24 protein-coding genes are annotated in these 26,770 nt (G+C 70.2%); 7 read left to right on the top strand and 17 right to left on the bottom strand.

Features of this window, described 5'->3' with window-relative positions; genetic code table 11:
- Positions 1-71: 71 nt before the first annotated feature.
- A complete protein-coding gene (locus AC3FMM_RS25610; protein WP_326348053.1) occupies positions 72-410 on the bottom strand; it encodes a hypothetical protein in 339 nt (112 codons plus the stop codon).
- 239 nt (positions 411-649) lie between these two features.
- On the opposite strand from AC3FMM_RS25610, the gene AC3FMM_RS25615 reads away from it, so the two are divergent.
- On the top strand, positions 650-1,534 hold the full coding sequence (locus tag AC3FMM_RS25615; RefSeq protein ID WP_116311865.1) for a DODA-type extradiol aromatic ring-opening family dioxygenase: 885 nt from the start codon (positions 650-652) through the stop codon (positions 1,532-1,534).
- Positions 1,535-1,538: 4 nt separating this feature from the next.
- On the opposite strand, the gene AC3FMM_RS25620 is transcribed toward AC3FMM_RS25615, so the two are convergent.
- The 4 genes from AC3FMM_RS25620 to AC3FMM_RS25635 all read right to left on the bottom strand — a co-directional run bounded on the left by AC3FMM_RS25620 (position 1,539) and on the right by AC3FMM_RS25635 (position 4,897).
- On the bottom strand, positions 1,539-2,738 hold the full coding sequence (locus AC3FMM_RS25620; RefSeq protein WP_326348054.1) for an MFS transporter: 1,200 nt from the start codon (positions 2,736-2,738) through the stop codon (positions 1,539-1,541).
- The gene (locus AC3FMM_RS25625; protein ID WP_198036007.1) at positions 2,735-4,024 is read right to left on the bottom strand and encodes an MFS transporter; all 1,290 of its coding nucleotides are present in this window, start codon (positions 4,022-4,024) and stop codon (positions 2,735-2,737) included. Before AC3FMM_RS25625 ends, AC3FMM_RS25620 begins: the two co-directional genes overlap by 4 nt.
- A 98-nt stretch (positions 4,025-4,122) precedes the next feature.
- Positions 4,123-4,542 carry a VOC family protein gene (locus AC3FMM_RS25630; RefSeq protein ID WP_115711204.1) on the bottom strand — a complete coding sequence of 140 codons (420 nt, stop codon included), beginning with the start codon at positions 4,540-4,542 and terminating at the stop codon, positions 4,123-4,125.
- A 4-nt stretch (positions 4,543-4,546) separates the two neighbouring features.
- Positions 4,547-4,897: a GFA family protein gene (locus AC3FMM_RS25635; RefSeq protein ID WP_018006114.1), complete on the bottom strand. Its 351-nt coding sequence runs from the start codon at positions 4,895-4,897 to the stop codon at positions 4,547-4,549.
- 175 nt (positions 4,898-5,072) lie between these two features.
- Between AC3FMM_RS25635 and AC3FMM_RS25640 the strand changes: the two genes are divergently transcribed.
- On the top strand, positions 5,073-5,684 hold the full coding sequence (locus AC3FMM_RS25640; protein ID WP_111521211.1) for an HD domain-containing protein: 612 nt from the start codon (positions 5,073-5,075) through the stop codon (positions 5,682-5,684).
- Positions 5,685-5,829: 145 nt separating this feature from the next.
- Here AC3FMM_RS25640 and AC3FMM_RS25645 read toward each other — a convergent pair whose 3' ends face one another.
- On the bottom strand, positions 5,830-9,447 hold the full coding sequence (locus tag AC3FMM_RS25645) for an indolepyruvate ferredoxin oxidoreductase family protein (RefSeq protein WP_488687651.1): 3,618 nt from the start codon (positions 9,445-9,447) through the stop codon (positions 5,830-5,832).
- Positions 9,448-9,784: 337 nt separating this feature from the next.
- Between AC3FMM_RS25645 and AC3FMM_RS25650 the strand changes: the two genes are divergently transcribed.
- Positions 9,785-11,074, top strand: coding sequence for an NYN domain-containing protein (locus AC3FMM_RS25650; RefSeq protein ID WP_488687652.1), 1,290 nt, complete (start codon positions 9,785-9,787; stop codon positions 11,072-11,074).
- A gap of 197 nt (positions 11,075-11,271) precedes the next feature.
- Here the strand turns inward: AC3FMM_RS25650 and gspF are convergent, their stop codons facing one another.
- The 11 genes from gspF to gspG all read right to left on the bottom strand — a co-directional run bounded on the left by gspF (position 11,272) and on the right by gspG (position 22,883).
- Positions 11,272-12,489, bottom strand: a complete 1,218-nt coding sequence (gene gspF / locus AC3FMM_RS25655; RefSeq protein ID WP_115678851.1) for a type II secretion system inner membrane protein GspF — start codon at positions 12,487-12,489, stop codon at positions 11,272-11,274.
- Positions 12,490-12,504: 15 nt separating this feature from the next.
- Positions 12,505-13,980 carry a type II secretion system ATPase GspE gene (gene gspE, locus AC3FMM_RS25660; RefSeq protein WP_488687659.1) on the bottom strand — a complete coding sequence of 492 codons (1,476 nt, stop codon included), beginning with the start codon at positions 13,978-13,980 and terminating at the stop codon, positions 12,505-12,507.
- Positions 13,981-14,078: 98 nt separating this feature from the next.
- Positions 14,079-16,568, bottom strand: a complete 2,490-nt coding sequence (gspD, locus tag AC3FMM_RS25665) for a type II secretion system secretin GspD (RefSeq protein ID WP_116311859.1) — start codon at positions 16,566-16,568, stop codon at positions 14,079-14,081.
- A gap of 34 nt (positions 16,569-16,602) precedes the next feature.
- The gene (locus AC3FMM_RS25670; protein WP_116311858.1) at positions 16,603-17,412 is read right to left on the bottom strand and encodes a type II secretion system protein N; all 810 of its coding nucleotides are present in this window, start codon (positions 17,410-17,412) and stop codon (positions 16,603-16,605) included.
- Positions 17,412-18,017 carry a type II secretion system protein M gene (locus AC3FMM_RS25675; protein WP_488687653.1) on the bottom strand — a complete coding sequence of 202 codons (606 nt, stop codon included), beginning with the start codon at positions 18,015-18,017 and terminating at the stop codon, positions 17,412-17,414. Before AC3FMM_RS25675 ends, AC3FMM_RS25670 begins: the two co-directional genes overlap by 1 nt.
- 16 nt (positions 18,018-18,033) lie before the next feature.
- Positions 18,034-19,479, bottom strand: a complete 1,446-nt coding sequence (gene gspL, locus AC3FMM_RS25680; protein WP_488687654.1) for a type II secretion system protein GspL — start codon at positions 19,477-19,479, stop codon at positions 18,034-18,036.
- A gap of 270 nt (positions 19,480-19,749) precedes the next feature.
- On the bottom strand, positions 19,750-20,796 hold the full coding sequence (gene gspK / locus AC3FMM_RS25685; protein WP_116311856.1) for a type II secretion system minor pseudopilin GspK: 1,047 nt from the start codon (positions 20,794-20,796) through the stop codon (positions 19,750-19,752).
- Complete coding sequence (locus AC3FMM_RS25690; protein WP_488687655.1) at positions 20,793-21,500, bottom strand: PulJ/GspJ family protein; 708 nt, start codon at positions 21,498-21,500, stop codon at positions 20,793-20,795. The genes gspK and AC3FMM_RS25690 overlap by 4 nt, the downstream gene beginning before the upstream one ends.
- Positions 21,478-21,891 carry a type II secretion system minor pseudopilin GspI gene (gene gspI, locus AC3FMM_RS25695; protein WP_488687656.1) on the bottom strand — a complete coding sequence of 138 codons (414 nt, stop codon included), beginning with the start codon at positions 21,889-21,891 and terminating at the stop codon, positions 21,478-21,480. Before gspI ends, AC3FMM_RS25690 begins: the two co-directional genes overlap by 23 nt.
- On the bottom strand, positions 21,888-22,388 hold the full coding sequence (locus tag AC3FMM_RS25700; protein ID WP_115711187.1) for a GspH/FimT family pseudopilin: 501 nt from the start codon (positions 22,386-22,388) through the stop codon (positions 21,888-21,890). Before AC3FMM_RS25700 ends, gspI begins: the two co-directional genes overlap by 4 nt.
- 33 nt (positions 22,389-22,421) lie before the next feature.
- The gene (gene gspG / locus AC3FMM_RS25705; protein WP_012354175.1) at positions 22,422-22,883 is read right to left on the bottom strand and encodes a type II secretion system major pseudopilin GspG; all 462 of its coding nucleotides are present in this window, start codon (positions 22,881-22,883) and stop codon (positions 22,422-22,424) included.
- Positions 22,884-23,127: 244 nt separating this feature from the next.
- On the opposite strand from gspG, the gene AC3FMM_RS25710 reads away from it, so the two are divergent.
- From AC3FMM_RS25710 to AC3FMM_RS25725, 4 genes are all read left to right on the top strand, one after another.
- Positions 23,128-23,580 carry an RrF2 family transcriptional regulator gene (locus AC3FMM_RS25710; RefSeq protein ID WP_115711183.1) on the top strand — a complete coding sequence of 151 codons (453 nt, stop codon included), beginning with the start codon at positions 23,128-23,130 and terminating at the stop codon, positions 23,578-23,580.
- A 93-nt stretch (positions 23,581-23,673) separates the two neighbouring features.
- Positions 23,674-24,894, top strand: a complete 1,221-nt coding sequence (locus AC3FMM_RS25715) for a globin domain-containing protein (protein WP_115711181.1) — start codon at positions 23,674-23,676, stop codon at positions 24,892-24,894.
- A gap of 126 nt (positions 24,895-25,020) precedes the next feature.
- Positions 25,021-25,806, top strand: coding sequence for a type II secretion system protein N (locus AC3FMM_RS25720; RefSeq protein ID WP_116311855.1), 786 nt, complete (start codon positions 25,021-25,023; stop codon positions 25,804-25,806).
- A gap of 154 nt (positions 25,807-25,960) precedes the next feature.
- Positions 25,961-26,581 carry an EF-hand domain-containing protein gene (locus tag AC3FMM_RS25725; RefSeq protein WP_115711178.1) on the top strand — a complete coding sequence of 207 codons (621 nt, stop codon included), beginning with the start codon at positions 25,961-25,963 and terminating at the stop codon, positions 26,579-26,581.
- The last annotated feature ends 189 nt before the right edge of the window (positions 26,582-26,770 follow it).

The following is a 26,770-nucleotide window of genomic DNA, read 5'->3' on the forward strand; positions in this document are numbered from 1 at the left end:
TTGGTCATGCGAGGAAATCGCCATATTAAGCGATTCCTTAATCGCAGGCCTGCGCGCCGTCGCGCGCGACTTCAGCCGGGCAGTGCAGGTTCAGTCGCCCGCTGCTCCGGCCTTGGCGGGCTCGCGGGGACAGTCTCGGCGCAAGCCGAGGGGGCGGGGGCAAGGCGGCGTCGTGTGAGCCACAGCAGCACGGCGCTGGCCACCCAGCCCGACACGAACACCGTGTCTCCGGCCCGGTTCAGCCAGGCCGGCGCGGCCGGCATGCCGGTCACGGACAGCAGCAGTCCGGCTGGCAGCCGCGCCAGGATCCACAGCGCCACGGCCGGCATGCTGCCGTAGACGCCCGGCTGCCACCACTGGCGCGGAATGGGGTTGTACCGTCCGGCGCGGCGCGGATTGCGCGATGCCACCCTAGTCTCCTGTTACGGAATTTCCTGCGGAGCGCCCGCATGAGGGGGCTTCCGGCTGCAGCATAAGTCCCTTGCATCCGCCGAGGTGCGGGCTCGGCGCGGGTTATGTGGGCCGCGCCACGGATCGGCCCCCGGATTCAATTTTTTTGCATGAGGTGTCCGCAAAGCGCGGCCGCGCCCGGCGGCGTTCTTTGCCAAACTGGAAGCCAGTACACAAACCGTTTGAAGGCGGTATTGCCATGCTTCCCTCGCTCTATATCTCCCACGGCTCGCCGATGCTGGCCATCGATCCCGGCCCCACCGGCGCCGCGTTCGAGGCGCTCGGCGCCCGGCTGCGCGCGCAGCGCCCGCATGCGGTGCTGGTGATTTCGGCGCACTGGATCTACAGCACGCTGGCGGTCACCAGCCGCGAGCGCCAGGAGGCCTGGCACGATTTCGGCGGCTTCCCGCGCGAGTTGTACGCGCTGCGCTACGACGCCCCGGGTTCGCCGGAACTGGCGGCGCGGGTCAAGGTGCTGGTCGAGTCGGCGGCGATTCCCGGCGCGGGCTTTGTCGGCCACGACGACGAGCGCCCGCTGGACCATGGCGCCTGGATGCCGATGCGCCACTTCTTTCCCGATGCCGACATGCCGGTGGTGCAGCTGGCGCTGAATCCATATCTGGCTCCCCAGGCCCAGATCGCGATCGGGCGGGCGCTGGCGCCGCTGCGCGACGAAGGCGTGCTGGTGCTGGCCTCCGGCAGCTTCACGCACAACCTGCAGGAAGTGTTTGGCGGCGGCCGGCGTGAACAGCACGGTCCGGCAGCCGAGCCCTATGTCGAAGCGTTCCGCCAGTGGATGGCCGAGGCACTGGACCAGGCCCTGGCCACCGGCGACACCCGCCTGATTGCCGACTACCGTGCGCAGGCGCCCTATGCGCGCCGGGCACACCCGACCGACGAGCACCTGCTGCCTTTCTATGTGGCGCTGGGCGCTGCCCTCGGCCCGGAGGGCGCGCGCGCGGCGCTGCCGGAGCCGGCCACGGTGTCCCGGGTCGCCGACGAGGTCACCTATGGCGTGCTGGCCATGGACAGCTTCGTGTTCGAGGGCATGGGCGCCGGGGCACCGCTGCGGGCCGCGGCCTGAAGGCTTACTGGCCGGCCGGGGTACGCGGCGGCAGGTAGCGCCGCGCCGAGCGCGCTCCCGCCAGCGCGATCCAGCCCATGGTCAGCGCCACCAGCGCCAGGCCGGCGCGCAGGCTGGCCAGGTGCGCCACGCCGCCGATCAGCACCGGGCCCAGCAAGAGCCCCACATAGGCGAAGCGCGCCACGCGCGCAATCGCTTCGGCCGGTGCCACGCCGGGCAGCCGCGACGCGGCGACAAAGAAGATCGGCACCATATTGGCCGCGCCCAGCCCCATCAGCGCAAAGCCCGCCAGCGCGGCCAGCGGCAGCGGCACGGCCAGCGCCAGCGCAATGCCGGCAAAGCCCACCCAGGCACTGCCGGTCAGGGTCGCCCTGTCGCCCAGGCGCGCGCGCAGGCGGTCGCCGCCGAAGCGCCCGCACGCCATGCCGCCGGAGAACGCGGCATAGCCCAGGCTGACCCAGCCGTCGGGCGCCCGTGCCACGTCGCGCATATAGACGCTGGTCCAGTCGTACATCGCGCCTTCACCGACCAGCCCCAGAAACGCCAGCAGCCCCAGCAGCCATAGCGCCCGCACCGCATGGTCGCGATGGTGGGGCGCGGAAGGCGGCACGGGGTGGTCGGCGAGCAGCCCCGGCAGCGTAGCCACCGCCACCGCCGCGGTCAGGCCGGCCATCATGGCCGCATGCGCCAGCGGCGGCACCTCCAAGGCCAGCATCAGGCCGCCAAAGCCGGCGCCCGCCATGCCGCCCAGGCTGAACATGCCATGCAGCGACGACATCACCGGCCGCGTGCGGCTGGCTTCGACCGTGGCGGCCTGCGCGTTCATGGCCACATCGAACGCCGCGTTGGTCATGCCGAAGACCAGCAGCGCGGGCAGCAGCAGCCAGAACGACGGCATCGCCAGGATCGCCACCGTGGCCAGCGCGAACAGCAGCCCGCCAGCCATCGAGGCGCGCGCGCTGCCGGCGCGCGCCACCCAGCGCCCGACCGGGCCCATCGCCACGATGGCGCCGCCCGCCACCGCCAGCATCGCCAGCGACAGCATCGCGTCGGACAGGCCGAAGCGTGCCTTGATGGTGGGGATATGCACGCCCCAGGTGGCAAAGGTAGCGCCGTTGACGAAAAACAGCGCCATGGTGCCGCGCGTGGCGCGCGCGACCCGGCCAGCGGGCAGCACGGCGGCGGACGCCGGGGAGCCGGTCATGGGTGGCCCGCCTCCACGCGCAGCAGCCCGCGCCGGTGCAGCGCGTAGCCGAAGGCCAGCAGCGCGGCCAGCGCCAGTGCCAGCATCACCCAAAGCATCAGCCAGTAGCCCCCGGCCGCGCGCCACAGCAGCGCGCCCAGCCACGGCGCCGCCGCCTGCATCAGCAGTACCGGCGTCATCATCAGCCCGTTGAGGGTGGCGTAGTGGTGGCGCGAGATCAGCTCCGGCATGGCCATCGCGCGCAGCATGGTGTTGACACCGTTGGCGCAGCCGTACAGCACGGCCGCCACCATCAGCCACGCGCCATGCCCCAGCGCAAAGCACAGCAGCCCGGCGCTCATCAGCGCATAGACCGGCAGCGACAGCCGCACCGGGTGGCGCACGCCTGCGCGCATCATCAGCATGCGGCCCGCCACCTGGGCCGGCCCGATCAGCGCCGCGACCGCCAGCTGCTGTGCCACCGGCATGCCCTTCTCCGTCAGCATCGGGATCAGGTGCGCGCCCAGCAGCGACGCCACCACCGCGGTCGCGGTAAAGGCCAGCACCACCGCCCAGAACACCGGCTGGCGCAGCGTGGCGCGGGCAATGTCGCGGCCGCCGGCGGAGGCCGTGCCGGCGCCAGCGCCGGTGTAAGAGGGATGCAGGGCGTAGCGCATGCGCGCATGCAGCGGCGCGCAGACCAGCAGGTTCAGCAGGGCAAAGCCGACCAGGGTCGGGCGCCAGCCGACATGCAGCACCAGCCATTGCGCCAGCGGCACGAAGATCGTGCTGGCAAAGCCGGCCATCAGCGTGACCGCGACGATCGGCTTCTGGTACTGGTCGCCATAGGCCTGGCGCAGCACGACGAAGGCGGGCTCGTACAGCGTGGTCGCCATGGCCAGGCCGAGCGGCACCCACATCAGCAGGAACACGGACTGCGACGGCGTCCACGCCCACAGCAGCAGGCCCAGCCCGGCCAGCACCGAGCCCGCGCCCATTACCTTGCGCGCCGGGGCGCGGTCCAGCAGCCGGCCGACCGCGAACGAGCACAGCGCCCATACCAGCAGCCCCAGCGAATAGCCGCCCGCCAGGAAGGGCTTGGACCAGCCCAGGCTGCCGATCATGGGCTCGATGAAGACGGTGAAGGCGAAGAACAGCGTGCCCCAGGAGATGGTCTCGGTCAGGCCGAGGATCCACACCAGCCGGCGCGGCGGCGTGGCCGGCTGCGCCGGCCCGGTGCGGGCCGCGCTGACATCATGGCGGTGGTCGGCAGCGTCCGTGCCGGGACTGGCTTCTAGTGTGGTCATGGCGGGCCCGGCGGGGGATGGCCGCCATGGAAGCGGCGCGCCTGGGGCCAGTCGCAAATTGTAGCGATACTGCGCGCGGCGCGCCGGACGCCACCGTGTTACTGTGCGGTCACCGGCGTGGGCGGTCCCTTGAGCTCGACCACGTTGCCGTCCGGGTCCCGCACATACAGCGAGGGGCCCTTGCCCTCGGCGCCGAAGCGCTGCGCCACTTCGCCCGCGTCGACACCGTGCCGCGCCAGCTGCGCGCGCAGCGCGTCAGCGTCGAACGGGTCGATGCGCAGGCAGAAATGATCGAGGTTGCGACCTTCCTCGCCCGGCCCGGCGCCGCCGGCGCGGCCCAGCGGACCGTCGAGCGCGACCAGGTCGATCAGGCTGGCACCGGCGCGCAGCTGGGTCAGGCCCAGCTCGGCCTGCTCGCGCTCCACGCTGCAGCCGAGCACGTCGACATAGAAGCGCCGCAGCGCCGCCACATCGGCGCTGCGCAATACCAGGTGGTCGATGCCGAGGATGCGGAACATGGGGTCAGTGGTGCAGGCCGTCATAGTCGATGACCTTCAGGCTGTCGAGGTCGACATTGTCCAGGCAGCGCACATTGACCGCGGCCATCGGCTTGCCGTCCTTGTCCTGGCCGTCCGCGTACGGGCCGCAGCCGCATACCGGGCAGAAGCGGTGCGCGATCTTCATGGTGTTGAAGCGGTAGGTGGAGGCGTTGCTCTCGGGCGTTTCCAGCCTGAAGGTCGCGCGCGGCACGAACCACAGCAGGTGCCCGCGCCGGCGGCAGATCGAGCAGTTGCAGCGGATCACGCTGGGGATGCTGTCGGCCTCGACCGCGAAGGCGATGTTGCCGCAATGGCAGCTTCCGTTGAAGGTCATGTTGTCTCCTTGAGATACAGCCGTGCGAACCGGATCACATCAACGCTGCTGCGCCGCAATATGCCGGCACATTGTTTGGTTTTTGACAGTGTAGTCCGGCCACGGGTGCCACAATGCCGGCAAAAGACAACGACACGCGCGGCCACCGCGCCCCATCCCATCAAAGGAGACCCGCATGAGCGACACCCACGCGCCTGCACGCGCCAGCTTCAGCCATATGGAACACGGCACCCGCGAGGACTGGGCCGCCATCTCCGCCGAGTTCATGCCGTTCGCACGCGCATTGCCGGACCGCGTGCTGGCGCACCTGCGCCTGCTCGACGGCGATTGCGGTGGCTTCCCGGTGGACCGGCTCACGCATTCCTTGCAGACCGCGACGCTGGCCCACCGCGACGGCCAGGACGAGGAGTACGTGGTCTGCGCGCTGCTGCACGATATCGGCGATACGCTGGGCAGCTTCAACCATCCCGATATCGCCGCCGCCATCCTCAAGCCCTTCGTCAGCGCCGAGAACCTGTGGATGGTGGAAAAGCACGGCGTGTTCCAGGGCTACTACTTCTTCCATCATCTCGGCCTGGATCGCAACCTGCGCGAGCAATACCGCAGCCAGCCCGAACTGTTCGAGCGCACCGCGGAGTTCTGCCGCAAGTACGATGCCGCCGCCTTCATGACCGACTACGACACGCTGCCGCTGTCGTTCTTCGAGCCGATGGTGCGCCGGGTGCTGTCGCAGCCGAAGCATTCGATGTATGTGAAGCCGGGAGAGACGACGCTGGCGCAGGCGTAAGCCGACCGACGCGCCCGTACCGATGGTGTTTCCCTCTCCCCGCATGGGGAGAGGGCAGGGTGAGGGGTGGTTTGGCTAGACGCCACGTATCCCGAAGCTCCCGCTCTCTCCCGGGGGGAGAATGCAGCGGTGAGATTCAGTGTGGCTACGCCGCCCGCTGCGTCGTCTCCGGATGCCGGAACTGCTCCAGCAGTTTCGCCCAACGCCCGCGCACCGCCTTCAGGTTGTTTTCCTTCACGTGGCCGAAGCCGCGGATATCGTCCGGCAGGTTGGCCAGCGCCACGGCGGTGTCGTAGTTGGCGGCATTGAGGCCCGCCACCAGTTCATCCAGCAAGGCACGGTACTCGCCGATCAGCGCGCGCTCGGTGCGGCGCTCTTCGGTCTTGCCGAAGATGTCGAAGATGCCGCCGCGCAGGCCCTTCATCTTCGCCAGCACGCGGAACAGCTTCATCGTCGACGGGCCGAACTTGCGCTTGACCAGCTGGCCCTTGTCGTCGCGCTTCGCGTTCAGCGGTGGCGCCAGCCAGAAGTTGAGCTGGTAGTCGCGCCCGGGCTCGCCCTCGAACTGCGCGCGCAGCTTGTCCAGGAAGGCTGGATCCGTATAAAGACGCGCCACTTCGTACTCGTCCTTGTACGCCATCAGCTTGGCCAGGTTGCGTGCCGCCGCCTCGGTCAGCGGCAGGGCCTTGCCGCTGCCCAGCAGCGCGCTCTCGGCCGCGCGCACGCGCTCGATCGCTTCGCGGTAGCGGCTGGCATAAGCCGCATCCTGGTACGCCGTCAGGTGTTCCACGCGGCGCGCGATCAGCTTGTCGAGCAGGGCGCCGGTCGACGCCGGCAGCTTGACCACGGCCGCGCCTTCTGCGGTGCTCTTGAGCTTGCCGCTCAGCGACAGCACGTGCTCCGGGTCGTGCGCCATATGGCGGCCCCAGTCGAAGGCGGCCTTGTTCTTTTCCACCGCCACCCCGTTCAGCTCGATGGCGCGCTCCAGCGCCTGCAGCGTCAGCGGGATCCAGCCCTTCTGCCAGGCGTAGCCCAGCACCAGCGGGTTGGTGTAGATGGCATCGCCCAGCAGCGCCACGGCCAGCCCGGAGGCATTGATGAAGTCGCACTTGTCGCCCACCGCATTGCGCACGTCCTGCTCGGCGGACAGGCCCGGGAACTGCCACTTCGGGTTCTTGATGAAATCGGCGGTCGGGGTTTGCGCGGTGTTGACCACGGCGCGGGTGCGGCCGGCCTGGGTCTTGGAGATGACCTCGTCGGAGGCCGACACGATGGCATCGCAGCCGATCACCAGGTCGGCCTCGCCCATGGCAATGCGGGTGGCATGCAGGTCGTCGGGGCGCGCGGCGAGCTGCACGTGCGACAGCACCGCGCCGCCTTTCTGCGCCAGGCCGGCCATGTCGAGCACGGTGACGCCCTTGTTCTCCAGGTGCGCGGCCATGCCCAGCAGGCCGCCGATGGTCACCACGCCGGTGCCGCCGACGCCGGTCACGAGGATGCCGTAGGCGCGGCGGATCGACGGCAGCTGCGGCTCAGGCAGCGCCGGCAGGCTGTCCATCGCCACGCCATGCTGCTCGGGCTTGCGCACTTGCGCGCCCTCGGCCGTGACAAAGCTGGGGCAGAAGCCGTTCACGCACGAGAAGTCCTTGTTGCACGAGGACTGGTTGATCTGGCGCTTGGTGCCAAACTCGGTTTCCAGCGGTTCCACCGACAGGCAGTTGGACTTGACCGAGCAGTCGCCGCAACCTTCGCAGACCGCGTCGTTGATAAAGGCGCGGCGTGGCGGGTCTTCCATCGTGCCGCGCTTGCGGCGGCGGCGCTTTTCGGTGGCGCAGGTCTGGTCGTAGATCAGGATGGTGCAGCCCGGCACCTCGCGCAGTTCCCGCTGCACGCGGTCGAGCTGGTCGCGGTGATGGATGTCGATGCCTGGCGGCAGCTTGATCGCCGCGTTGTACTTCTCGGGCTGGTCGCTGACGATGACGATCTGCTTCGCGCCCTCGCTGTGCACCTGCCAGGCGATATCCTGCACCGACAGCTGGCCGTCCACCGGCTGGCCACCGGTCATCGCCACCGCGTCGTTGTACAGGATCTTGTAGGTGATGTTGACGCCCGCGGCGATCGACGCGCGGATCGCCAGCAGGCCGGAATGGAAGTAGGTGCCGTCGCCCAGGTTGGCGAACACATGCTTGTCGCCGGCAAACGGCGCCTGGCCGATCCACGCCACGCCTTCGCCGCCCATCTGGCTGAAGGTGCTGGTGCTGCGGTCCATCCACACCGTCATGTAGTGGCAGCCGATGCCGGCCAGCGCGCGCGAGCCCTCGGGCACGTTGGTCGAGGTGTTGTGCGGGCAGCCCGAGCAGAACCACGGCTTGCGCTCGGCCTTCGGCTGGTCCTTCCCCTGGCCGACCACGCGCGGCGTGGCCAGCGCCTTTTCCTTGGCCTCGATGATGGCCAGGCGCGCGGTGATGCGCGCGCGCACGTCCACCGGCAGGTCGAACTTTTCCAGGCGCGTGGCGATGGCCTTGGCAATGATCGCCGGCGACAGCTCATAGTGTGCCGGCAGCAGCCAGTGGCCCTGCGGGATCGACCATTCGCCGCCGGCGTTGTCCTTCTCGTCGAACTTGCCGTAGACCTTGGGGCGGACATCGTCGCGCCAGTTGTACAGCTCTTCCTTGAGCGCGTACTCCATGATCTGGCGCTTCTCCTCCACCACCAGGATTTCCTGCAGGCCCTCGGCAAAGGCGCGCGCGCCATGCGCCTCGAGCGGCCACACGCAGCCGACCTTGTACAGCCGGATGCCGATCTGCGCGCAGGTGGCGTCGTCCAGGCCCAGGTCGGCCAACGCCTGGCGCGTGTCCAGATAGGCCTTGCCGCCGGTCATGATGCCGAAGCGCGCATGCGGCGAATCGATCTCGATGCGGTCGAGCTTGTTGGCGCGCACATAGGCCAGGCCGGCGTACCACTTGTAGTCGAGCAGCCGCGCCTCCTGCTCCAGCGGCGGATCGGGCCAGCGGATGTTGAGGCCGCCCGGCGGCATGATGAAGTCGCCCGGCAGCGCGATCTGCACGCGGTGCGGGTCCAGCTCGACCGAGGCCGACGATTCCACCACGTCGGTCACGCACTTCATCGCCACCCATAGCCCCGAGTAGCGGCTCATGGCCCAGCCGTGCAGGCCGTAGTCCAGGTACTCCTGCACGTTGGACGGATACAGCACCGGCAGGCCGCAGGCCTTGAAGATGTGCTCGGACTGGTGCGCCAGCGTCGAGGACTTGGCCGAGTGGTCGTCGCCGGCCAGCACCAGCACGCCACCGTGCTGGGAGGAGCCCGCCGAGTTGGCGTGCTTGAACACGTCGCCGGTGCGGTCCACGCCCGGCCCCTTGCCGTACCACATGCCGAAGACCCCGTCGAACTTCGCGTCGGGGTACATATTGACCTGCTGCGAGCCCCACACCGAGGTGGCGGCGAGGTCTTCGTTCAGGCCGGCCTGGAACACGATGTTGTGCGCGGCCAGGTGCTTCTTGGCCTTCCACAGCGACTGGTCGAGCGCGCCCAGCGGCGAGCCGCGATAGCCGGAGATAAAGCCGGCGGTGTTCAGCCCGGCGGCGTGGTCGCGCTCCTGCTGCAGCATCGGCAGGCGCACCAGCGCCTGCGTGCCGCTGATATAGATGCGGCCGCGTTCGAGCGTGTATTTGTCTTCGAGGGAAACGTTGGCGAGCGCCTGGCGGATGGCGTCGCTGACCGGCGAGGTCAGGGGGGCATTCATGCGTGCTCCTCTATGGGCGTGCTGTCGGGATCACCGAAACCTGCAGTTGTGGGCAACCGCCTCGTTGCCTCTTGTGAAGGCCCGGAGCGGCTGTGTCTCTGCGCGGCATGGTAGCACCGCCACAAAGTCGGCGGTACCTTGCAATGCAGCACAAAGCGTGCCGGTCATGGCCGCGATTTCCCGTATCGACAGGGCCTGGCGTGTACACTGCGTTGCATCGAGATCGCCCGCGCCTTGGCCGGGCGGTCTCTTGTGCGTCATATCTGCGTTGCCATCCTGGTGCAACCCGATCTAGTCCGCCCGCGCCGGTGCGCGGCTTGCCAGCGAATATCCGAACATGACCAATTCCCCCCGCCAGGGCACTGCGACCCTGGCCGTGCTGATCGACGCCGACAACGCGGCGCCCGCCATCGTCGAAGGCCTGCTGGCCGAGGTCGCCAAGTACGGCGTGGCCGCCGTCAAGCGCATTTACGGCGACTGGACTCGCCCCAACCTGGCCGGCTGGAAGGAGCGGCTGCTGTCGCACTCGATCCAGCCGATCCAGCAGTTCCGCTACACCGTCGGCAAGAACGCGACCGACAGCGCGATGATCATCGACGCCATGGACCTGCTCTACACCGGGCGCTTCGATGGCTTCTGCATCGTCTCCAGCGACAGCGACTTCACCCGGCTGGCCTCGCGCATCCGCGAACAGGGCCTGACGGTGTACGGCTTTGGCGAGCGCAAGACGCCCAAGCCGTTCGTCACCGCCTGCGACAAGTTCATCTATTCCGACGTGCTGCGCGCCGAAGTCGACACCGACGGCGCGGACGGGGCCGATGGCGCCGCCGCGCCCACGCGCAAGCGCAGCACCGGCGAGCTGCGCCAGGATTCGCGCCTGGTGCGCCTGCTGCAGAACGCGGCGCAGGCGGTGTCGGACGAAGACGGCTGGCTGGCGCTGGGCAGCATGGGCAACCATATCGCCAAGCAGGCGCCGGAATTCGACTCGCGCAACTACGGCTACGGCAAGCTGTCGGAGCTGGTCGCGGCGACCGGCCTGTTCGAGGTCGAGACCCGCAACGGCGGCAACAACAAGACCATCTGGGTGCGGCTGAAGAAGCGCGCCAAGGGCGGCGAGCCGCAGCAGCGCACGCCGCAGCCGCCGGCCCAGCACTCGGAGCCGGCGCGTCGCCAGCCCGCACCCGCACCCGCGCCGGCGCCGGAACCGGCCCGCGGGGTCGAGCCACTGCCCACGCCGGAGACGGTTGCGTCCGAGCTGGAAGCCCCGGCGCAAGCCGAGCCGCCCTTTGTCGCGGCCGACGCGGTGCAGGCCGAGCCCGAGCCGCAACCGGTGCCGCCGCTGGAAGCGGCGCCGCAGCCGGACCCGCAGCCCGAAGTGCCGCCTGATGTGCAACCGAAGGCTGGCAGCCGCACCAGCGCGCGCAAGCGCGCGGCGCGCCGGCCGGAGGTGACGTTGAGCGAGACGCCGTGGCCGATCGACCAGTCGGTGTTCGCGGCGCCGGGCACGACCGTGCTGACGGCGACGGTAGAGGCGGAACCGCAACCGGCTGCGGTTGAGGCCGAGGCCGCACCGGTGCCGGCGCCGGCGCGCAAGACGCGCAAGCGTCCGAGCAAGAAGGCGGAGTAAAACGGCTGCTGGTTTTCTCCCCTCTCCCGCCTGCGGGAGAGGGGCAGGGGGTGAGGGCAGGCGGCAGCATACCGATGCGCTGCACTTCGTTGATGCTCCCACCCTCACCCCCACCCCTCTCCCACTTCGCGGGAGAGGGGAGCCTGCACCAGCGGCGTCAGGCAATGCGAGCGTTGCTGGTTGCCAGCACAGCGCTCTTACCGCACCAGCTGGTTGATCTCGATGATCGGCATCAGCACCGCCAGCACGATCAGCAGCACCACCACGCCCATGGTCAGGATCAGCAGTGGTTCCAGCAGGCTGGTCAGGAACAGCGTGCGCCGTTCCAGTTCCTGCGCTTCGCCTTGCGCGGCGCGGTCCAGCATCACCGGGAGGTTGCCGGTGGCTTCGCCCGAGCGGATCAGGTGCACCAGCACCGGCGGAAACTGGTTCTGCGCCGCCAGCGCGCGCGCCAGCGAGGCGCCTTCGCGCACGCGGGTGTTGGCGTCTTCGACGTTGGCGCGCAGCGCTTCGTTGGTCAGGGTCTCGCCGGCAGCCTGCAGGCTGCGCAGGATCGGCACGCCCGCGGAAACCAGGATCGCCAGCGTGCCGGCAAAGCGCGCAGTGTTGTAGCCGCGTACCAGCTTGCCGACCAGCGGCGCGGTCAGCAGCCAGCGGTGCCATTCCAGCCGCACCGCGGGCTGGCTCAGCAGCCGGCGGATGCTGAACGCGGCCACCGCGATCACCGCGAGCGCCGCCCACCACCAGTTGCGCACGAAATCCGACAGCCACAGCATGATGATGGTCAGCGTGGGCAGCTTCTGCTTGGTGTTGGCGAACACGCTCACCACCTGCGGCACCACATACGACAGCAGGAAGATCACGATCGCGAACGCCACCACCGTGACGATGGCCGGATAGGTGAAGGCCAGCCGGATCTTGGAGGTCAGCGTGTTGCGCGATTCGATGTAGCCGGCCAGCCGCTCCAGCACCACGCCCAGGTGGCCGGAGTGCTCGCCGGCCGAGACCAGCGCGCGGTAGATGTCCGGAAAATCGCGCGGATGCTGCGCCAGCGCCACCGACAGCGCGCTGCCGCCCATCACTTCGGCGCGGATGCCGGCCAGCAGTTCATGCACGTAGGGCCGCTCGGCCTGGTCGGCCAGCGCGCCCAGCGCTTCGTCCAGCGGCAGGCCGGCCACGATCAGGCTGGCCAGCTGGCGCGTGAACAGCGCCTGCTCCTGTGTCGACAGCTTGCGCGCGAACAGCTGGCTGCCGCCGCGCGGCGCCAGGCCGGCGCCGGCCAGCGCGTCGACGGTCAGCGGCGTGAGCCCGCGCGCGCGCAACTGGGTGCGGGCCTGGCGCGCGCTGTCGGCCTCGATCACGCCGCGGTCGGTCTTGCCGGCGGCATCGGCGGCTTCATAGCGGAAAGCTGGCATGCGGGCGGCTCCGCGTCAGTCGCGCGTGACGCGCAGCACTTCCTCGAGCGAGGTCGCGCCGCTGTCGATCCAGCGCTGCGCGTCGCCGCGCATGGTGTGCATGCCGCGCGTCAGCGCCACCTGCTTGATCTCCGACTCGGGCGCCTGGCGGTGGATCATGGTGCGGATTTCGTCGTCCACCGTCAGCAGTTCATAGACGCCCATGCGCCCCTGGTAGCCCGACTGGCCGCACTTGTCGCAGCCGACCGGATGCCACACGGTCTGCAGCGGCTTGCCCTGCGCGTGCAGCACGTCGGCCTCGGCGGGCGTGACCTCGATCACTTCCTCGCGCTTGCAGTGCGGGCACAGGCGGCGTACCAGCCGCTGCGCCAGCACCCCCAGCAGCGACGACGACAGCAGGAACGGCTCGATGCCCATGTCGACCAGCCGCGTCACCGCCGACGCCGAGTCGTTGGTGTGCAGCGTGGCCAGCACCAGGTGGCCGGTCAGCGACGCCTGTACCGCGATCTGCGCGGTTTCCAGGTCGCGGATCTCGCCGATCATGACCACGTCCGGGTCCTGGCGCAGGATTGCGCGCAGGGCCTTGCCGAAGGTCATGTCGATGCGCGGGTTGACCTGGGTCTGGCCGATGCCGTCGAGGTCGTACTCGACCGGGTCTTCCACCGTCATGATGTTGGTGGTGCGCGCATCCAGCCGCGACAGCGCGGCATACAGCGTGGTGGTCTTGCCCGAGCCGGTCGGCCCGGTCACCAGCACGATGCCGTGCGGCTGGCGGATCAGCTGGTCGAAGCCACGCAGCGTGTCGGGCGCCATGCCCAGCTTGGCCAGGTCCAGCCGGCCGGCTTCCTTGTCCAGCAGGCGCAGCACCGCGCGCTCGCCGTGGCCGGTGGGCAGCGTCGAGACGCGCACGTCGACCGGCCGCCCGCCCACGCGCAGCGTGATGCGGCCGTCCTGCGGCAGGCGCTTCTCGGCAATGTCGAGCTGCGCCATGATCTTGATGCGCGAGATCAGCGCGCCGTGCAGCGCCTTCTTGGGACGCACCACGTCGCGCAGCGTGCCGTCGACGCGGAAGCGCACCACCGACGACGATTCGAACGGCTCGATATGGATATCCGAGGCGCCTTCGCGCGCCGCCTGCGTCAGCAGCGCGTTGATCATGCGGATGATCGGCGCATCGTCTTCGGATTCCAGCAGGTCTTCCACCGCGGGAATGTCCTGCATCAGGCGCGACAGGTCGACCTCGCCCTCGACCTCGCCCACCACCTGCGCGGCGCTGCCGTCCTGGCGGTTATAGGCGTCGGACATGGCATGCTCCAGCGCCTCGGGTTCCAGCACGCGCAGGCGCAATGCGCCGTGCACGCGCGCCACTTCGGCCAGCGCCGTGGGCGAGGTGGCGCGGCTGACCCACACCTCGAGCCCGTCGGGACGCTGGTGCGCGATCAGCAGCGGGGCCTCGCGCGCAAAGCCGTACGAGACCAGCCGCGCCGCCATCGGCGAGGGTGGTTCGAGTTCGGCCGGCGGGCTGATGCCGGCGATGCCGGCTGGAGCGGTGGAGAGGGCGGTTTGGACTTCGCTGGCCATGGCGGGCCTCAGTACGGGAGTGCGGCTTCGCCGCGCTGGTTGAGCGGCTGCGGGGCGCCCACCGGCGCTTGCGGCACGGGCTGGGGCGCGGGTTGCGGGACCGGTTCGGGCACCGGTTGCGGGACCGCCTGCAGCGGCTGTGGCTGACCCGGCACGCCGGGCTGCGGCGCACTCTGCGGCAGCGTTTGCGGCAGCGGCAACGGGCCCGCCACCGGGCCGTTGGTGCGCGGGTTGACGAACGGCGTGCTCGGCGCGTCGGCCGGCGGCAGCAGCGGCGTGTTGGTGTCCCGCACCATGATGTTAGGCGATACGAAGCCCTGCTGCTGCGCGCGCATATAGTCGTAGCGGTCCGCGGTCAGGCGGTCGGTGGCGCCGGCGGTGCGCATCACGTAGGGCCGCAGGAACACCAGCAGGTTGGTCTTCGAGCGGTTCTTGTTCTCGTAGCGGAACAGGCCGCCGATCAGCGGGATGTCGCCCAGCAGCGGCACCTTCTGCACGCCGTCGCCATAGTTGTCCTCGATCAGGCCGCCCAGCACGATGATCTGGCCGTCGTCGACCAGCACGTTGGTCTCGATCGAGCGCACATTGGTGGTCGGGCCCTGGATCAGGTTGGCGGTCGCCTGCACCACGTTCGACGATTCCTGGAAGATCTGCATCTTCACCAGCCCGCCGTCGGTGATCTGCGGCTTGACCCGCAGGGTGATGCCGACGTCCTTGCGGTCGAAGGTCTGGAACGGCGTGACCGACGCCGCGCCGCCGGTCTGGGCGTAGGAGCCGGTGGTGATCGGGATGTTCTGGCCGATCAGGATCTTGGCTTCCTCGTTCTCGAGCGTGATCAGGTTCGGTGTCGACAGCAGGTTGACGCTGCCGTTGGTGCCCAGCGCGCGCAGCAGGGCGCCCAGGCCCATGGCCCGGTTGACGATGCCCAGGTTCAGGCCGCCGATGTCGGGGACCAGTTGCTGCGCGGCAGCGATGCCGGCGGAGCGGTTGGCGTCGGCCAGGGCGCCGGCCAGGGTCAGGTTGAGGATGTTCTGTCCGCCGGTGCCGAAGTTGGTGCCGGCAAAGACGTTGTTGTTGCCGCTTGACGAGCTGATCAGGCCCTGCCACTGGATGCCGAGTTCACTCGCCTGGGTGGCGGTGACTTCGACGATCATCGACTCGATATAGACCTGCGCTCGGCGCGCGTCGAGGTCGTCGATCACGCCGCGCAAGTTGCGGTAGACCGGTTCGCTGGCGGTGATGATCAGCGAGTTGGTGGAGGGGTCCGCCTGGATGATGCCGCCCGTGGCCGGCTGCGTGGTGGTGCCGAACGAGGCCGCGAAGGCCGAGTTGCCATAGGCGCCGCCGGTGCCGCCCCCGGTGCCGGTGCCGCCGCGCATGCCGGTCTGGGCGGTGGTGGCGCCGCCGGTGAACTGGCCGCCGGTTGGCGTCGAGACATTGGTCATGCCCGCCGCGCCGCCGATGCCGCCGGCCTGTGCGCCGGGCTGGGTGGTGCTGGCGAAGCTGCTGTCGGCGGCAACGATGGCGCGCAGCGTGGCGGCCAGCTTGATCGCATCGGCGTTCTTCAGCGGCACTACCCAGATGTTGCCGGGGCGCGCGTAGGGCTGGTCGAGCTTCTCGATCAGCTGGCGCGCCTGCTGCAGGCGCGCGCGGCTGGTGGCGCGGATCATCAGCGAGTTGCTGCGCGGCTCGGCCACCACCGAGGTGCGCAGGCTGGCATCGACGGCCGCGGCACCGCCGCCGCCGGTGGCACCCGCGGCGCCCGGGTCCAGCAGGCGCTGCAGCACCGCCGCGGTATCGCTGGCCAGCGCGTGCTTGAGCGGCACCAGTTCGACCTCGCCCGAGGCCGGCGCATCGACCGCGGCGATGATGCGGGCGATGCGGCGCAGGTTGTCGGCGTAGTCGGTGATGACCAGGGTGTTGTTGGCCGGGTAGGCGGTGATGGTGTTGTTGGGCGCGATCATCGGCCGCAGCACCGGCACCAGGTTGTTGGCCGACTCGTAGTTCAGCCGGAACACCTGGGTCACCACCTGGTCGCCGCGGCTGGGGCTGCCGCCGATCACGGTGGGCGAGCCCTGCAGCTTGGCGTCGGCCTCGGGCACGACCTTGGTAAAGCCGTTGCTCTCGACCATGGCATAACCCTGCATGCGCAGCACCGAGCCCAGCGTCTGCAGCGCCTGCGCGCGCGAGACCGGCTGCTCCGTGACCAGATTGACGGTGCCCTTCACGCGCGGGTCGATGACGAAGTTCTTGCCGGTGGCCTGGCCGACCGCCTTGATCACGGAATCCAGGTCGGCGTTGACGAAGTTCAGCACCACCTGGTCGCGATTGGCGGGAGTCACGTCGGGCGGCGCCGGCGGCGTGCCCTGGGTACGCGAGGCCGGCGCCCCGGGCTGGGCCCACAGCGGCGCGGGCGCCAGCAAGGAGAGCCCGCAGAGCAATGCCACGGCACGGGCGCAGGCGGTCTTGAAAACAGGTCGGTTGGCGTGGGTGGTCATAGTCATTTCCGTGGGCTGTGCGCTCTGCGTGGCATCAGAAACGCAGCCTAGTCACATTGTTGTCTCGTCGTCCCAGCAGGCTCAGCAGGCTGGCCAGCTGCGTCGCGGCGTCCGGTTCGGCATGCGCGGTACCCTCGAAGCGCGCCTGCCGCCCGAGCGTGCCGCTGCCCTCCAGGTGCAGCGGACCATCGATGGTGCGCAGCTGCAGCTTGCCGTCGCCTTCGCCGGTCCAGTCGATCTCGGCGCGGTAGCTGCCCAGCGGGCGCAGCCGGCTGACCGCGGCCGATACCTGCTCGATGCGCAGCGTCATATGGCCGGTCATGCCCTTGCCGGAAAACCGGCCCTGCAGCGTGGACCAGTCCACCCGCATCAGGCCGTCCGGGCGCAGCGTGTTGAACGGCGCGCCCACGCCCTCGAGCAGCGAGGCGGGCAGCCGCATCGCGCCGGATTGCGCGGTCCAGCCGCCCGGCGTCGCGGTGACCGCGACCGGCGCGGCCATGGCCTCGGCGTGGGTCAGCACCAGCCGTGCGTGCCCGGTCAGCAGCGGCCAGAACGCCAGCGTCCAGTGCAGCCGGCCGGGCAGCACGGTGGCGGTCTGGCTGCCTGCGCCGGCCGACAGCGCCAGCGTGGCGCTGCCGCGCCACAGCGAGCCGCTGGCATCGGCCAGCAACACACGTCCCTGCGTCTGCGTGGCGACGCGCGCGGCGATCCAAGTCGCCGGCAGCATCGCCACCGTGGTGACCGCGGCCGTGGCCAGGCCAAGCCCGAGCCAGCGCAGGCGCCGCGCGGCGGCCGGCTGGCGCAGCGCACGGCGCGGCAGGCGCAGGGTTTCCAGCCGCACCATCAGCTGCGGCCACCCGGACCCTGCAGGGTCGCGGTAACGTTCACCAGCGCCGTCGCGCCGACGTAGACCACGCGCGCATCGATCACCTTCATGCGCTGCTGCTGGCGTACGTCCTGCAGCCAGGTGCTGACCGCCCCGAACGGAACCTTGTCGAGCTGCACCTGCACGCTGTTGTCGGCGGCAGCCGCGAGCCGGGTAGCTTTCAGGCCGTACTGGCCCAGGCTTTCCTGCAGCGCCTGGGTCAGTTCGTCGCCGCGCAGCGACGGCGCCGGCGTGGCCTTCAGGCCGCGGGCTTCCTGCGCGAGCGTTTCCATCTCGGCCAGGTCGGCACGCAGCTGCGGCAGGTTGCGCGCGGCGCGTTCGCGGCCGTCGGCGGCCGGCTCCCACAGCAGCAGGTAGCCGAGCACCAGCGCCAGTACCGCGCCGCCGCCGCCGAGGATGGCCTGCTCGCGCGGGTTGCGCGCCGACCAGAAGGCGTCGAAGCGTTCCCGCCATGCCTGCGGCACCGACGGGCGCAGCCGCGCCAGGCGCGTGCGCAGCGCTGCGGTGCCGCTGCGGCGGGCGGCGGGCGAGGGGTGGCGGGTGGAATCTTTCAATGGGTTCATGTCGGGCATCCGCCGGTCACAGGCCGGGCTTGACGGTCCAGCGCGAGCCGGGTGTCACAGGCGTGCCTGCGCTCGAGCCGGTGCTGCCCGCGGCATTGCCGGCCTTGTCTTCTTCCATCTGCAGCCCGGCCTGGCGCGCCGCGCTGCGCAGGCCGGCGGTGTCGGTGCCGGGCTTGAGCGTCACCACCAGCATGCGGCCGCGGTACTCGAGGGCCTGCAGCCCGTCGGGCGGCAGCCGGCGCGCGGCCTGGGCGAAGCGGTCGGCCAGCGGCAGGAAATCATCGGGTGTGCTGCGCCCGCTGGCGATGCGCAGCTGCTCGACCTGCCGGCGCATCTGCAGCGGGGCGTCGATCACCGTCGGCGTCTGCGGGAAGGTGCCGCGCAGCGTCTGCGCCTGCGCGGCTTCGAGCCGTTGCTGTTCGTTGCGCAGCAGCAGCCAGTGCGTGTTCATGCCGATCAGCTGGACCAGCACCAGGCCCGCCAGCAGTGCCAGCGGCAGGCGCCACGCCACCAGGTTCCAGCGGTCGGCGCGGCCCTGCGCGAACTCGAACTGCGCCAGGTCGAGCCCAGGTTCGCGCAGGCATTCCTGCGCACCATCGATCCACAGCTGCCAGCCGGTGCGAGCGGCCTGGCGCAGGCCGGGCACCGGCGCCATCGCAGCGGCGTCGGCATCGGCATACCAGGCGCCTTCAGGCGCCAGCGCCTGCCATGCGGCCAGGGCGTCGTCGCCCAGCAGCAGGCCGTAGCCGGCGTGCGCACCGGTGCGCACGGTCAGTTGCCACTGGCGTGTGGTGCTGCTGGCGGTGTCCGGCAAGGCTTCGCCCAATGCATCGCCGAGCGCCCCGCCTTCGGCGAGTGCGCTGGCGGCGGCCTCGACCACCAGCGTGGCCGGCTGCGCCGGTGCCGGCTCCGCGCCGGGCGGCGCCAGCGACGGCTCTGCGCCGGCTTCTGCTTCGGCCAGCGCGGCCAACGGCACGCACAACTGGGCGGGCAGCATGTGGCGGCGGCGATGGCGGTGCTCGGCAAAGGCATCCAGCACCGCGCGCACCCAGGCGCGGTCCGCCACCATCAGCAAGCGCCGGCGCGGGCCGCGGCCGGTCGTGGCGCCGTCGAGGGCAGGGCCGATGCCGATATGGCAGGGCTGCGCGTCGGTGGCGAGCGCGTCCTCGACCAGGTTGGGCAGCGCCTGCTTCAAGCGCGCGGGCGGCAGCGGCGGCACGCTGGCGGTGGTCAGCAGTACGTCGCTCGCGGCCAGGATCAGCACCAGCCGCTCCGCCGCGGGCAGGTCGGCGATGCGGGCGTGGCCTTCTCGCAACACTTCCGGTGCGGCGCGAGGCGATCCGCGCCGTGTCGGCTCGCCCGCCGCCGTGCGCACCAGCGCAAAGGGCAGGGCGCCGAACTGCCACGGTTGCGGCTGGTCATGCGGCCGGTGCGGCAAGCGCACGTACAGAGTGGTGCTCAAGGTGTCCTTGCTTTGGCTTCAGTAGAACGGCTCGATAAGGCGCTTGGCCCATGGGGGTGCGCCCGGGAACGCCCCGGCGCAGGAAACTTGCCGGAGTGCGGGGATGCCGGCGGGCGGCCTGGGAGGCCGATCAGCGGCGAGCGGGCTGGTGTCAGGCTCGCGCCAGCGCCGCAGCATACCTTGCCTGCGTGACAAAATCGCGTCAATACCATTCTCCCCGTCTGCACCGGTGTGCCGTTTTCATATGTGCGCCAGGCCGCCTTGCATGGTTCAGCGCAGGTCCGGCAGCCGGTCCGCGTCCTGGACCCACATCACGCGGGTGGTGTTGGCCGCACCGAGCGGTTCGCCGCGGTAGATCAGCGACACCTGCAGCCGCCTGGCGCGCTCGTGCCGCACCAGCCCGTAGACCAGGAAGTAATGCGTGCGCACGTCGAGCAGGTTGCCCAGGTTGCCGCTGCTGGCCTGCGGCGCCAGCGTGGACAGCTGTGTCTGCAGGTTGCCGATATTGTTGAAGTACGCCCGGTCGCGCTGGCGCACCAGTTCGCGCGCGCGCTCCAGCGGCAGCTTGTCGATCATGGCCGCCAGCACCTCGGCCTCGGCGGTGTTGGCATTGACCAGGGTGCGCTCGGGCAGCACGATCACGAAGGGCTCCAGCACCGCCACCATCTCGGGCGTGTAGCCGGGCAGCGCCAGCAGGCCCTGCACGCTGTCGAGCGGGCGTGGCGCCTGCCGGCCCGAGCCCTCGCCGCCGTGGCCGCCTTGCGCGGCCTGCAGCATGTGGCGCGCGGTGGACTCGGCCAGCGCCGGGTTCAGGCCCACGGTGCGCAGCAGCCGGCCATAGGCGGCCTGCGCCGACTGGTCGATATTGGCGACCCGCCCGACCGCCGCGCCCTGGCCGCCGGTGGCGGACCATGTCACCAGGTTGGCAAGGTTGAAGCGCGCCTGCGCATCGAGGATGCGCCCGGACAGGAACGAGGTCTCGCCCGCAACGTCGGTGCGCAGCGACGCACCCAGGAAATCCGACAGGCGGGTCTCGGCGATCGGCACCGCCCACGGCTCGCCCAGTTCGTCGACATTGCTGCGGCGCTGGTCGTCGCGCAAGATCAGCCGTGCCCAGTCGACCGCGGCGCGCTCGATCCAGGTGGCCTGGGCCAGCAGCCGCTGATTCTCGATGGCGCGGATCTGCACCTGCTGCCGCCACAGCATGCCCGACACCACCACCACGGCCAGCGTCACCATCAGCAGCGCGGTGACCACGGCGGCGCCGCGCGCGCGGCGCAAAGGCCTGAAGCGGAGGGGGCGGCGGGCGTGCGTCATAGCCCCGACATGCAGATCTTCTGGAACTGCCGCGGCGCGTCGCCGTCGCCCATGCGGGCGAGGATGGTCAGTTCCACCGCGCGCACCGCGGTATTGGGCACCGCCGCGCCGGCCTCCGACGCTTGCACCGCGCTGGCCGCGTTGCCGCTGAACAGCACGTTGCGGATGCGGTTGCTGTCGGCCTGCCAGCCACCGGGTTCGACCCAGGCGCGCGCGCTCATGCCGTCGACGTTGCCCAGCACGCGCCGCACCTGCGCGTTGCTTTCCCCGCCCTGGCGCAGCGCCAGCAGCGATGACTGCAGCGCGGCGCGGTTGCTCACCGGCGGCGCGGCCACGCGCACCAGCGTGTTGCCGTCAAGCTGGTAGGACAGCGCCTGCCATGCCGGCGGCTGGCCTTCGTCGCGGCGGTCGCGCACCAGCAGCACGCGGTTCGGGCCGAGCTCGACCGGGCTGCCCTGCAGCAGCGTGGGGTTGGCCAAATGCTCGCAATCGGCCTGCAGCTGGCCGTACAGCACCTTCAGCGCATCCAGCCGGGTGTCATGGTCGATCAGCCGTTCGCGGCCGCGCGTCAGGCTGTCCAGCGCGCGCCAGCCGATCACCGCCATCACCGCCAGCAGCGTGATGGCGACCAGCATTTCCAGCAGCGTGAAGCCGCCAACGGATTGGCGCCCGCGCCGGCGCTCAGAGCACGTTGTGGATTTCATTGGGAACGATGGTGACGAGCCACGCCAGCCGCACCGACTTGTCGGTGGCCGACGGATAGACCGCGATCTCGACGCGGCGGAATACCGGATTGGGCGTGGCCGACACGGATTGCTCGCAGTACAGCGGCGTGCCGCCCTGCGGGCACGCATAGCCGCTGACGCCGGGCTCGGGCCAGGTCTTGGCCAGGCGCAGCGAGGCCAGGTGGTTCTCGGCGCTCCATTCGGCCAGCATGCGGGTCTGCAGCGACGCGCTGGCATCGACCATCGAGCCCATCGCACGCATCGCCGCGGTCAAAGCCACCGCCAGGATGGTCAGTGCAACCAGCACTTCGATCAGCGTGAAGCCGGCGGCGCGGGCGCGCCGGCGTGCGGGCAAGCGCGGGCGCATCATGGCGTGCTGGCGAAATAGCGGCCGCTGCCGTCGCCGGCCACGTCGACGCGGATATCGCCGCGCACAAGAACCAGGCGCTGCGGGGCATCGATCAGCTCGCGCCCGAAAATCAGCCGCGGCGGGCTGTTGGTGCCGGTGCTGCGGCCGCCCTCGGCGACGATGACCTGGTCCAGCGCCAGGCGCCAGGTGCCGGGCGCGAACACGTCGGTGCGCAAGGGGATCCAGCCATTGGGAGTCGATTCGAGGAAGCGCCAGCCGCCGGCGTCGCCTTCCCAGGCGATCGGGCGCGCGCCCAGTTGCGCTTCTTCCTGCGCCAGCTCGAACAGCCGCGCGATGCGCTGGCCGTCGTCAAGCACGCGGCCGCGCTCGTTGGGCGAGGCATTGACCGCGACCAGCGAGATCACGATGCCGGCGATCACCATCACCACCAGCAACTCCAGCAGTGTGAAGCCGGAGTGCCGCTGCCGGGGGGCGCGGCGGCGCGGCGCCGTGGTCATCAGGGAAGCGGCAAGGGCGGGCGGCAGGGGCGCTTACTCCCAGTTGCCGATATCGGCGTCGTTGGCGTTGCCGCCGGCCTGGCCGTCGGCACCGAAGCTGAACACGTCGATTTCGCCGCGCACGCCGGGGTTCAGGTACTGGTACGGATGGCCCCACGGATCCTTGGGCAGCTTTTCCAGGTAGCCGCCGCCCTTCCAGTTGTTGGGCACCGGCTCGGTGGTAGGCTTGGCCACCAGCGCACCCAGGCCCTGCTCGGTGGTCGGATAGCGGCTGTTGTCAAGGCGGTACAGCTTGAGCGCCTGCATGATCGACGAGATATCCTGGCGCGCCGCGACGATGCGGGCTTCGTCCGGACGGCTCATGATCTTGGGCACCACCAGTGCCGCCAGCACGCCGAGGATCACGATCACGACCATGATCTCGATCAGGGTAAAGCCGCGCGCGCGGCGGGCAGGACGGGCGGGGCGGGCAAGCTGGGAAGTGAATCTGCGCATTGTTGGTAAGACCTCGTTGCTGGAATGGCGAGGCCCCGCGCCACGGGGCGGGCGGGGCCGGGTTCGCCAATCAGTATAACCGGCGCCTTATGACTCTTTTGTGGGCGGCCCTGGATGGGGCTGCAGCGAAGTCTGTTGTGAATCACAATGGTGGCCGGCGCCTGTTGGCGGATCCCGAACCGTAGCACGCCGCGGAAAAATATAACTTGCATCCAGGATGCATCTTTTTTAACATGACGCCACGATGCAACTGACCCGCTTCTCCGACTATGCGCTGCGCCTGCTGATGTACGTCGCCCGTGGCGACGGCAGCCGGCCGATCACGATCGCCGAGGTCGGCCAGCAGTTCGGCATCTCGCACAACCACCTGGTCAAGGTGGCTGCGCGGCTGTCGAAGCTGGGCTGGGTCAGCGCCACGCGCGGTCGCCACGGCGGCCTGCAGCTGGGCCCCGACGCCGAGCGCCTCACCATCGGCACCATCCTGCGCGAGCTGGAAGGGCACCGGCCGGTGATCGACTGCGACAACCCGCCCTGCGCGCTGCACGGCAACTGCCACCTGAAGCGCGCGCTGGACGTGGCCGAGCAAGCCTTCTACCGCGCGCTCGACGACGTCACGCTGGCCGATGTCACCGGCAGCCACACCGCCGAATCGATCATCCGCCTGCATCGTGATTTCCTGAACCGGCGTTCGGCCTGAGCGGATGGGATCCGCGCGTGGCCGGCGAATGCCGGTTTTTTGTTGTCCAAAAACATGCATATTGTTTGCATGAATAAAACGGAGTGATACCTGATGCTGTCCGCCGCTTCCCGCCCCTATATCGATGCAAGCGTGCCCGTGCTGCGCGAGCATGGCCTGGCCATCACCACGCATTTCTACCGCGAGATGTTCGCCGACCGGCCCGAGTTGACCCAGCTGTTCAACATGGGCAACCAGGCCAACGGCAGCCAGCAGCAGTCGCTGGCGTCGGCGGTGTTCGCCTACGCCGCCAACATCGACAACGCGGCGGCGCTGGGGCCGGTGGTCGAGCGTATCGTGCACAAGCATGCGGCGGTGGGCATCACGCCCGCGCACTACCCGATCGTCGGCCGCCACCTGCTCGGCGCCATCTCCGCGGTGCTGGGCGAAGCCGCCACGCCGCCGCTGCTGGCGGCCTGGGACGAGGCCTACTGGCTGCTGGCAGGCGAGCTGATCGCCGCCGAGGCGCGCCTGTACCAGCGCACCGGCGTCGCCGCCGGCGAGCTGATGCCGGTGCGCGTGGTGCGACGCGAAGCGCAGGGCGGCCAGGTGGTGGCGCTGACGCTGGCGGCGGCCGACGGCCAGCCGCTGCGTGAGTTCCGCCCGGGCCAGTACATCAGCGTCGAGGCGCGCCTGGACGACGGCGCGCGCCAGCTGCGCCAGTACTCGCTGTCGGCCGAGGCCGGCCTGCCGACCTGGCGCATCTCGGTCAAGCGCGAGGACGGCGACCAGGCCACGCCGGCCGGCGCGGTGTCCAACTGGCTGCACGCCAACGCCCACGAGGGTACCGAGCTCAAGGTGAGCGCGCCGTTCGGCGAGTTCACGCCGGCGCTGGAAAGCCGCCGGCCGCTGGTGCTGCTGTCGGGCGGGATCGGCATCACGCCGATGCTGTCGGTGCTGCGCACGCTGGCCGCGCAAGGCTCGCAGCGGCCGGTGCTGTTCGCCCACGCCGCCCGTGACGGCCACCACCATGCCCATCGCGCCGACCTGCAATGGGCGCGCGAGCGCTTGCCGGGACTGGTCACGCACATCAGCTACGAATTCCCGCAAGCCGGCGACGCCGCAGGCCGCGATTACGACCACGCCGGCACCATGCCGCTGGCCGAGATGCTGCGCCAGCCCGAGCTGCAACGCTTCGTCGATGGCCGCTTCTACCTGTGCGGGCCGCTTGGCTTCATGCAGGCGCAGCGTCACGCGCTGCTCAGCGCGGGCGTGCCGGTGGCGCATATCGAGCGCGAAGTGTTCGGTCCCGACCTGCTGGACGACCTGCTTTAAGCGCCCGGGCCGGGCCGGCGGCAGCATCGCCGGCGCGGCAGACAGCGTCATGGGGCTCTGGTACGCTTGGCGCGTCCGCGCTCTCGCGCCATGACCCGCCGCGGCGGGTATCCAGGGTCCCGATCCATGCAATTGTCCCTCCGGCCTTCGTTCCGCTTCGATGCCTCCGCGCTGTGGCTGCCGCGCCTGGCCAGCGTGGTGCTGTTTATCGCGCTGTGCGCGCTGGTCACCTACTGGGTGCTGACGTTCAGTGCGATGCGGACCATCCCGGTGCCCAAGAGCGCGCGCGTGGCGCAGACCGAAGCGGTCGAGACCGGCGCGATCGCCACGCTGTTCGGCGGCTCGGCCCAGGCCGGCCCCAGCAACGTGCAGCTGCTCGGCGTGGTGGCCGAGCTCGGCGGTGGCGCCAGCGCGGCGATCGTCTCCATCGATGGCGGCCCGGCCAAGGCGGTGCGCATGGGTGCCGACCTGGCGCCGCAGATCCGGCTGGTGGAAGTGCGCCAGCGCGGCGTGGTGATCGAGCGCAATGGCGTGCGCCAGGAGATTGCCCTGCCGCTGCAGGCGGTTGCCACGCGCGGTTCGCCGCGTGCCGCCAGCCCGCTGCCGACCCCGCCCGCCGGCGCGGCGGCGCCCATGGCAACGCCCATGCCGCCGCCAGCGCAGGCCGCTGCGCAGCCCACGCCGGCCCAGCCGCCGCGCGGCCAGCCGCCAGGGCAACAGGCCCAGCCGCAGCCGCAAGCCCAGCCCCAGATCCAGCCACAAGTCCAGCCTCAGCCACAACCGGTCCAGCCGGCAACATCAGTCCAGCCGGCCCAGCCCCAGCCTCAACCCGTCGATCCGCGTCAGTACCAGCCCGGAATGTCGCCCGAGGCGGCGGATGAAGGGCAGATCGTGCCGAAAGCGCAGCCCTAGGCTCCCGGCGCATCGAATATTCGCGCTTGCTTGCGTTCCCTTACGCCGCTCCCGGCTTTCTGTGAGGCGGGTAACATCGTATTAAAAGCGCCAACTCCGCTGCATCGTCTGCGTTCTAATCCGTACATGCCAACGTGATGACAAGGAGCAAGACATGCAACGCAATCACAAGCCGCAGATCCTGAAACAGTTCCTGGCCGCCTCGGCCGCGCTGCTGGTCGCCGGCGGCGCCTTTGCCCAGGCCAGCGCTCCCGCCGCACCGGGCGCAGCACCGGCCGGCAAGCCCGGCATGGGCCACCACCACCGCCACCACGGCGGCGGCATGTGGATGAAGGCGATCGATACCGATGGCGACGGCGCCATTTCCAAGGCCGAGGCCGACGCGTGGTTCAACAAGCTCGATACCAACCGCGACGGCAAGATCGACAAGGCCGAGATGGACGCACAGCGCAAGGCCGCCATGGCCGAGCATCACGCGCGCATGCAGGCCGCCTTCGACGAGAAGTTCAAGGCCGCCGACAAGAACGGCGACGGCGCGCTGACCAAGGCCGAGGCCAACGCCGGCCTGCCGCGCCTGGCCAAGCGCTTCGACCAGCTCGACGCCAACCGCGACGGCAAGCTGACCCGCGATGAAATCCGCGCCGGCATGGAGAAGATGCACCGCGATCGTCCCCATCGCGGCGAGCGTGGCGAACGCGGCCCGCGCGGCCAGGCCGCCCCGGACAACCAGCCGGCGCCCGCCAACCCGGCCGCGCCGTCGACCAGCGGCGGCTGAACGGTCCCCGGTAGCGCCGCCCGAGCGCCGCTGCCGGCATACCGACCAAGCGCGCGAGCCTGAGGGCCGCGCGCTTTTTTTGTCCGTTCAGCGGACATCGTGGAGAACTCCGGGACAGGAACGCACTGGCGCGGACGCAAACGCCCGTAGAATGCCGCTTCCCCTGTTTGCCGGAACCTGCGCACCACC

The sequence above is a fragment of the Cupriavidus sp. 207A1 genome (assembly GCF_057798955.1).

Excerpts from the sequence above, each read along its gene's own strand:
- AC3FMM_RS25690 (WP_488687655.1), bottom strand. The coding sequence starts at position 21,500 with ATGAAATCCACAACGTGCTCTGAGCGCCGGCGCGGGCGCCAATCCGTT.
- gspG (WP_012354175.1), bottom strand. The coding sequence starts at position 22,883 with ATGCGCAGATTCACTTCCCAGCTTGCCCGCCCCGCCCGTCCTGCCCGC.
- AC3FMM_RS25710 (WP_115711183.1), top strand. The coding sequence starts at position 23,128 with ATGCAACTGACCCGCTTCTCCGACTATGCGCTGCGCCTGCTGATGTAC.
- AC3FMM_RS25700 (WP_115711187.1), bottom strand. The coding sequence starts at position 22,388 with ATGACCACGGCGCCGCGCCGCCGCGCCCCCCGGCAGCGGCACTCCGGC.
- AC3FMM_RS25620 (WP_326348054.1), bottom strand. The coding sequence starts at position 2,738 with ATGACCGGCTCCCCGGCGTCCGCCGCCGTGCTGCCCGCTGGCCGGGTC.
- AC3FMM_RS25650 (WP_488687652.1), top strand. The coding sequence starts at position 9,785 with ATGACCAATTCCCCCCGCCAGGGCACTGCGACCCTGGCCGTGCTGATC.
- gspF (WP_115678851.1), bottom strand. The coding sequence starts at position 12,489 with ATGCCAGCTTTCCGCTATGAAGCCGCCGATGCCGCCGGCAAGACCGAC.
- AC3FMM_RS25720 (WP_116311855.1), top strand. The coding sequence starts at position 25,021 with ATGCAATTGTCCCTCCGGCCTTCGTTCCGCTTCGATGCCTCCGCGCTG.
- AC3FMM_RS25645 (WP_488687651.1), bottom strand. The coding sequence starts at position 9,447 with ATGAATGCCCCCCTGACCTCGCCGGTCAGCGACGCCATCCGCCAGGCG.
- gspI (WP_488687656.1), bottom strand. The coding sequence starts at position 21,891 with ATGATGCGCCCGCGCTTGCCCGCACGCCGGCGCGCCCGCGCCGCCGGC.
- gspD (WP_116311859.1), bottom strand. The coding sequence starts at position 16,568 with ATGACCACCCACGCCAACCGACCTGTTTTCAAGACCGCCTGCGCCCGT.
- AC3FMM_RS25635 (WP_018006114.1), bottom strand. The coding sequence starts at position 4,897 with ATGACCTTCAACGGAAGCTGCCATTGCGGCAACATCGCCTTCGCGGTC.
- AC3FMM_RS25630 (WP_115711204.1), bottom strand. The coding sequence starts at position 4,542 with ATGTTCCGCATCCTCGGCATCGACCACCTGGTATTGCGCAGCGCCGAT.
- AC3FMM_RS25670 (WP_116311858.1), bottom strand. The coding sequence starts at position 17,412 with ATGGTGCGGCTGGAAACCCTGCGCCTGCCGCGCCGTGCGCTGCGCCAG.
- AC3FMM_RS25715 (WP_115711181.1), top strand. The coding sequence starts at position 23,674 with ATGCTGTCCGCCGCTTCCCGCCCCTATATCGATGCAAGCGTGCCCGTG.
- AC3FMM_RS25675 (WP_488687653.1), bottom strand. The coding sequence starts at position 18,017 with ATGAACCCATTGAAAGATTCCACCCGCCACCCCTCGCCCGCCGCCCGC.
- gspK (WP_116311856.1), bottom strand. The coding sequence starts at position 20,796 with ATGACGCACGCCCGCCGCCCCCTCCGCTTCAGGCCTTTGCGCCGCGCG.
- AC3FMM_RS25725 (WP_115711178.1), top strand. The coding sequence starts at position 25,961 with ATGCAACGCAATCACAAGCCGCAGATCCTGAAACAGTTCCTGGCCGCC.
- gspE (WP_488687659.1), bottom strand. The coding sequence starts at position 13,980 with ATGGCGGCGCGGCTGGTCTCGTACGGCTTTGCGCGCGAGGCCCCGCTG.
- AC3FMM_RS25625 (WP_198036007.1), bottom strand. The coding sequence starts at position 4,024 with ATGACCACACTAGAAGCCAGTCCCGGCACGGACGCTGCCGACCACCGC.
- AC3FMM_RS25640 (WP_111521211.1), top strand. The coding sequence starts at position 5,073 with ATGAGCGACACCCACGCGCCTGCACGCGCCAGCTTCAGCCATATGGAA.
- AC3FMM_RS25615 (WP_116311865.1), top strand. The coding sequence starts at position 650 with ATGCTTCCCTCGCTCTATATCTCCCACGGCTCGCCGATGCTGGCCATC.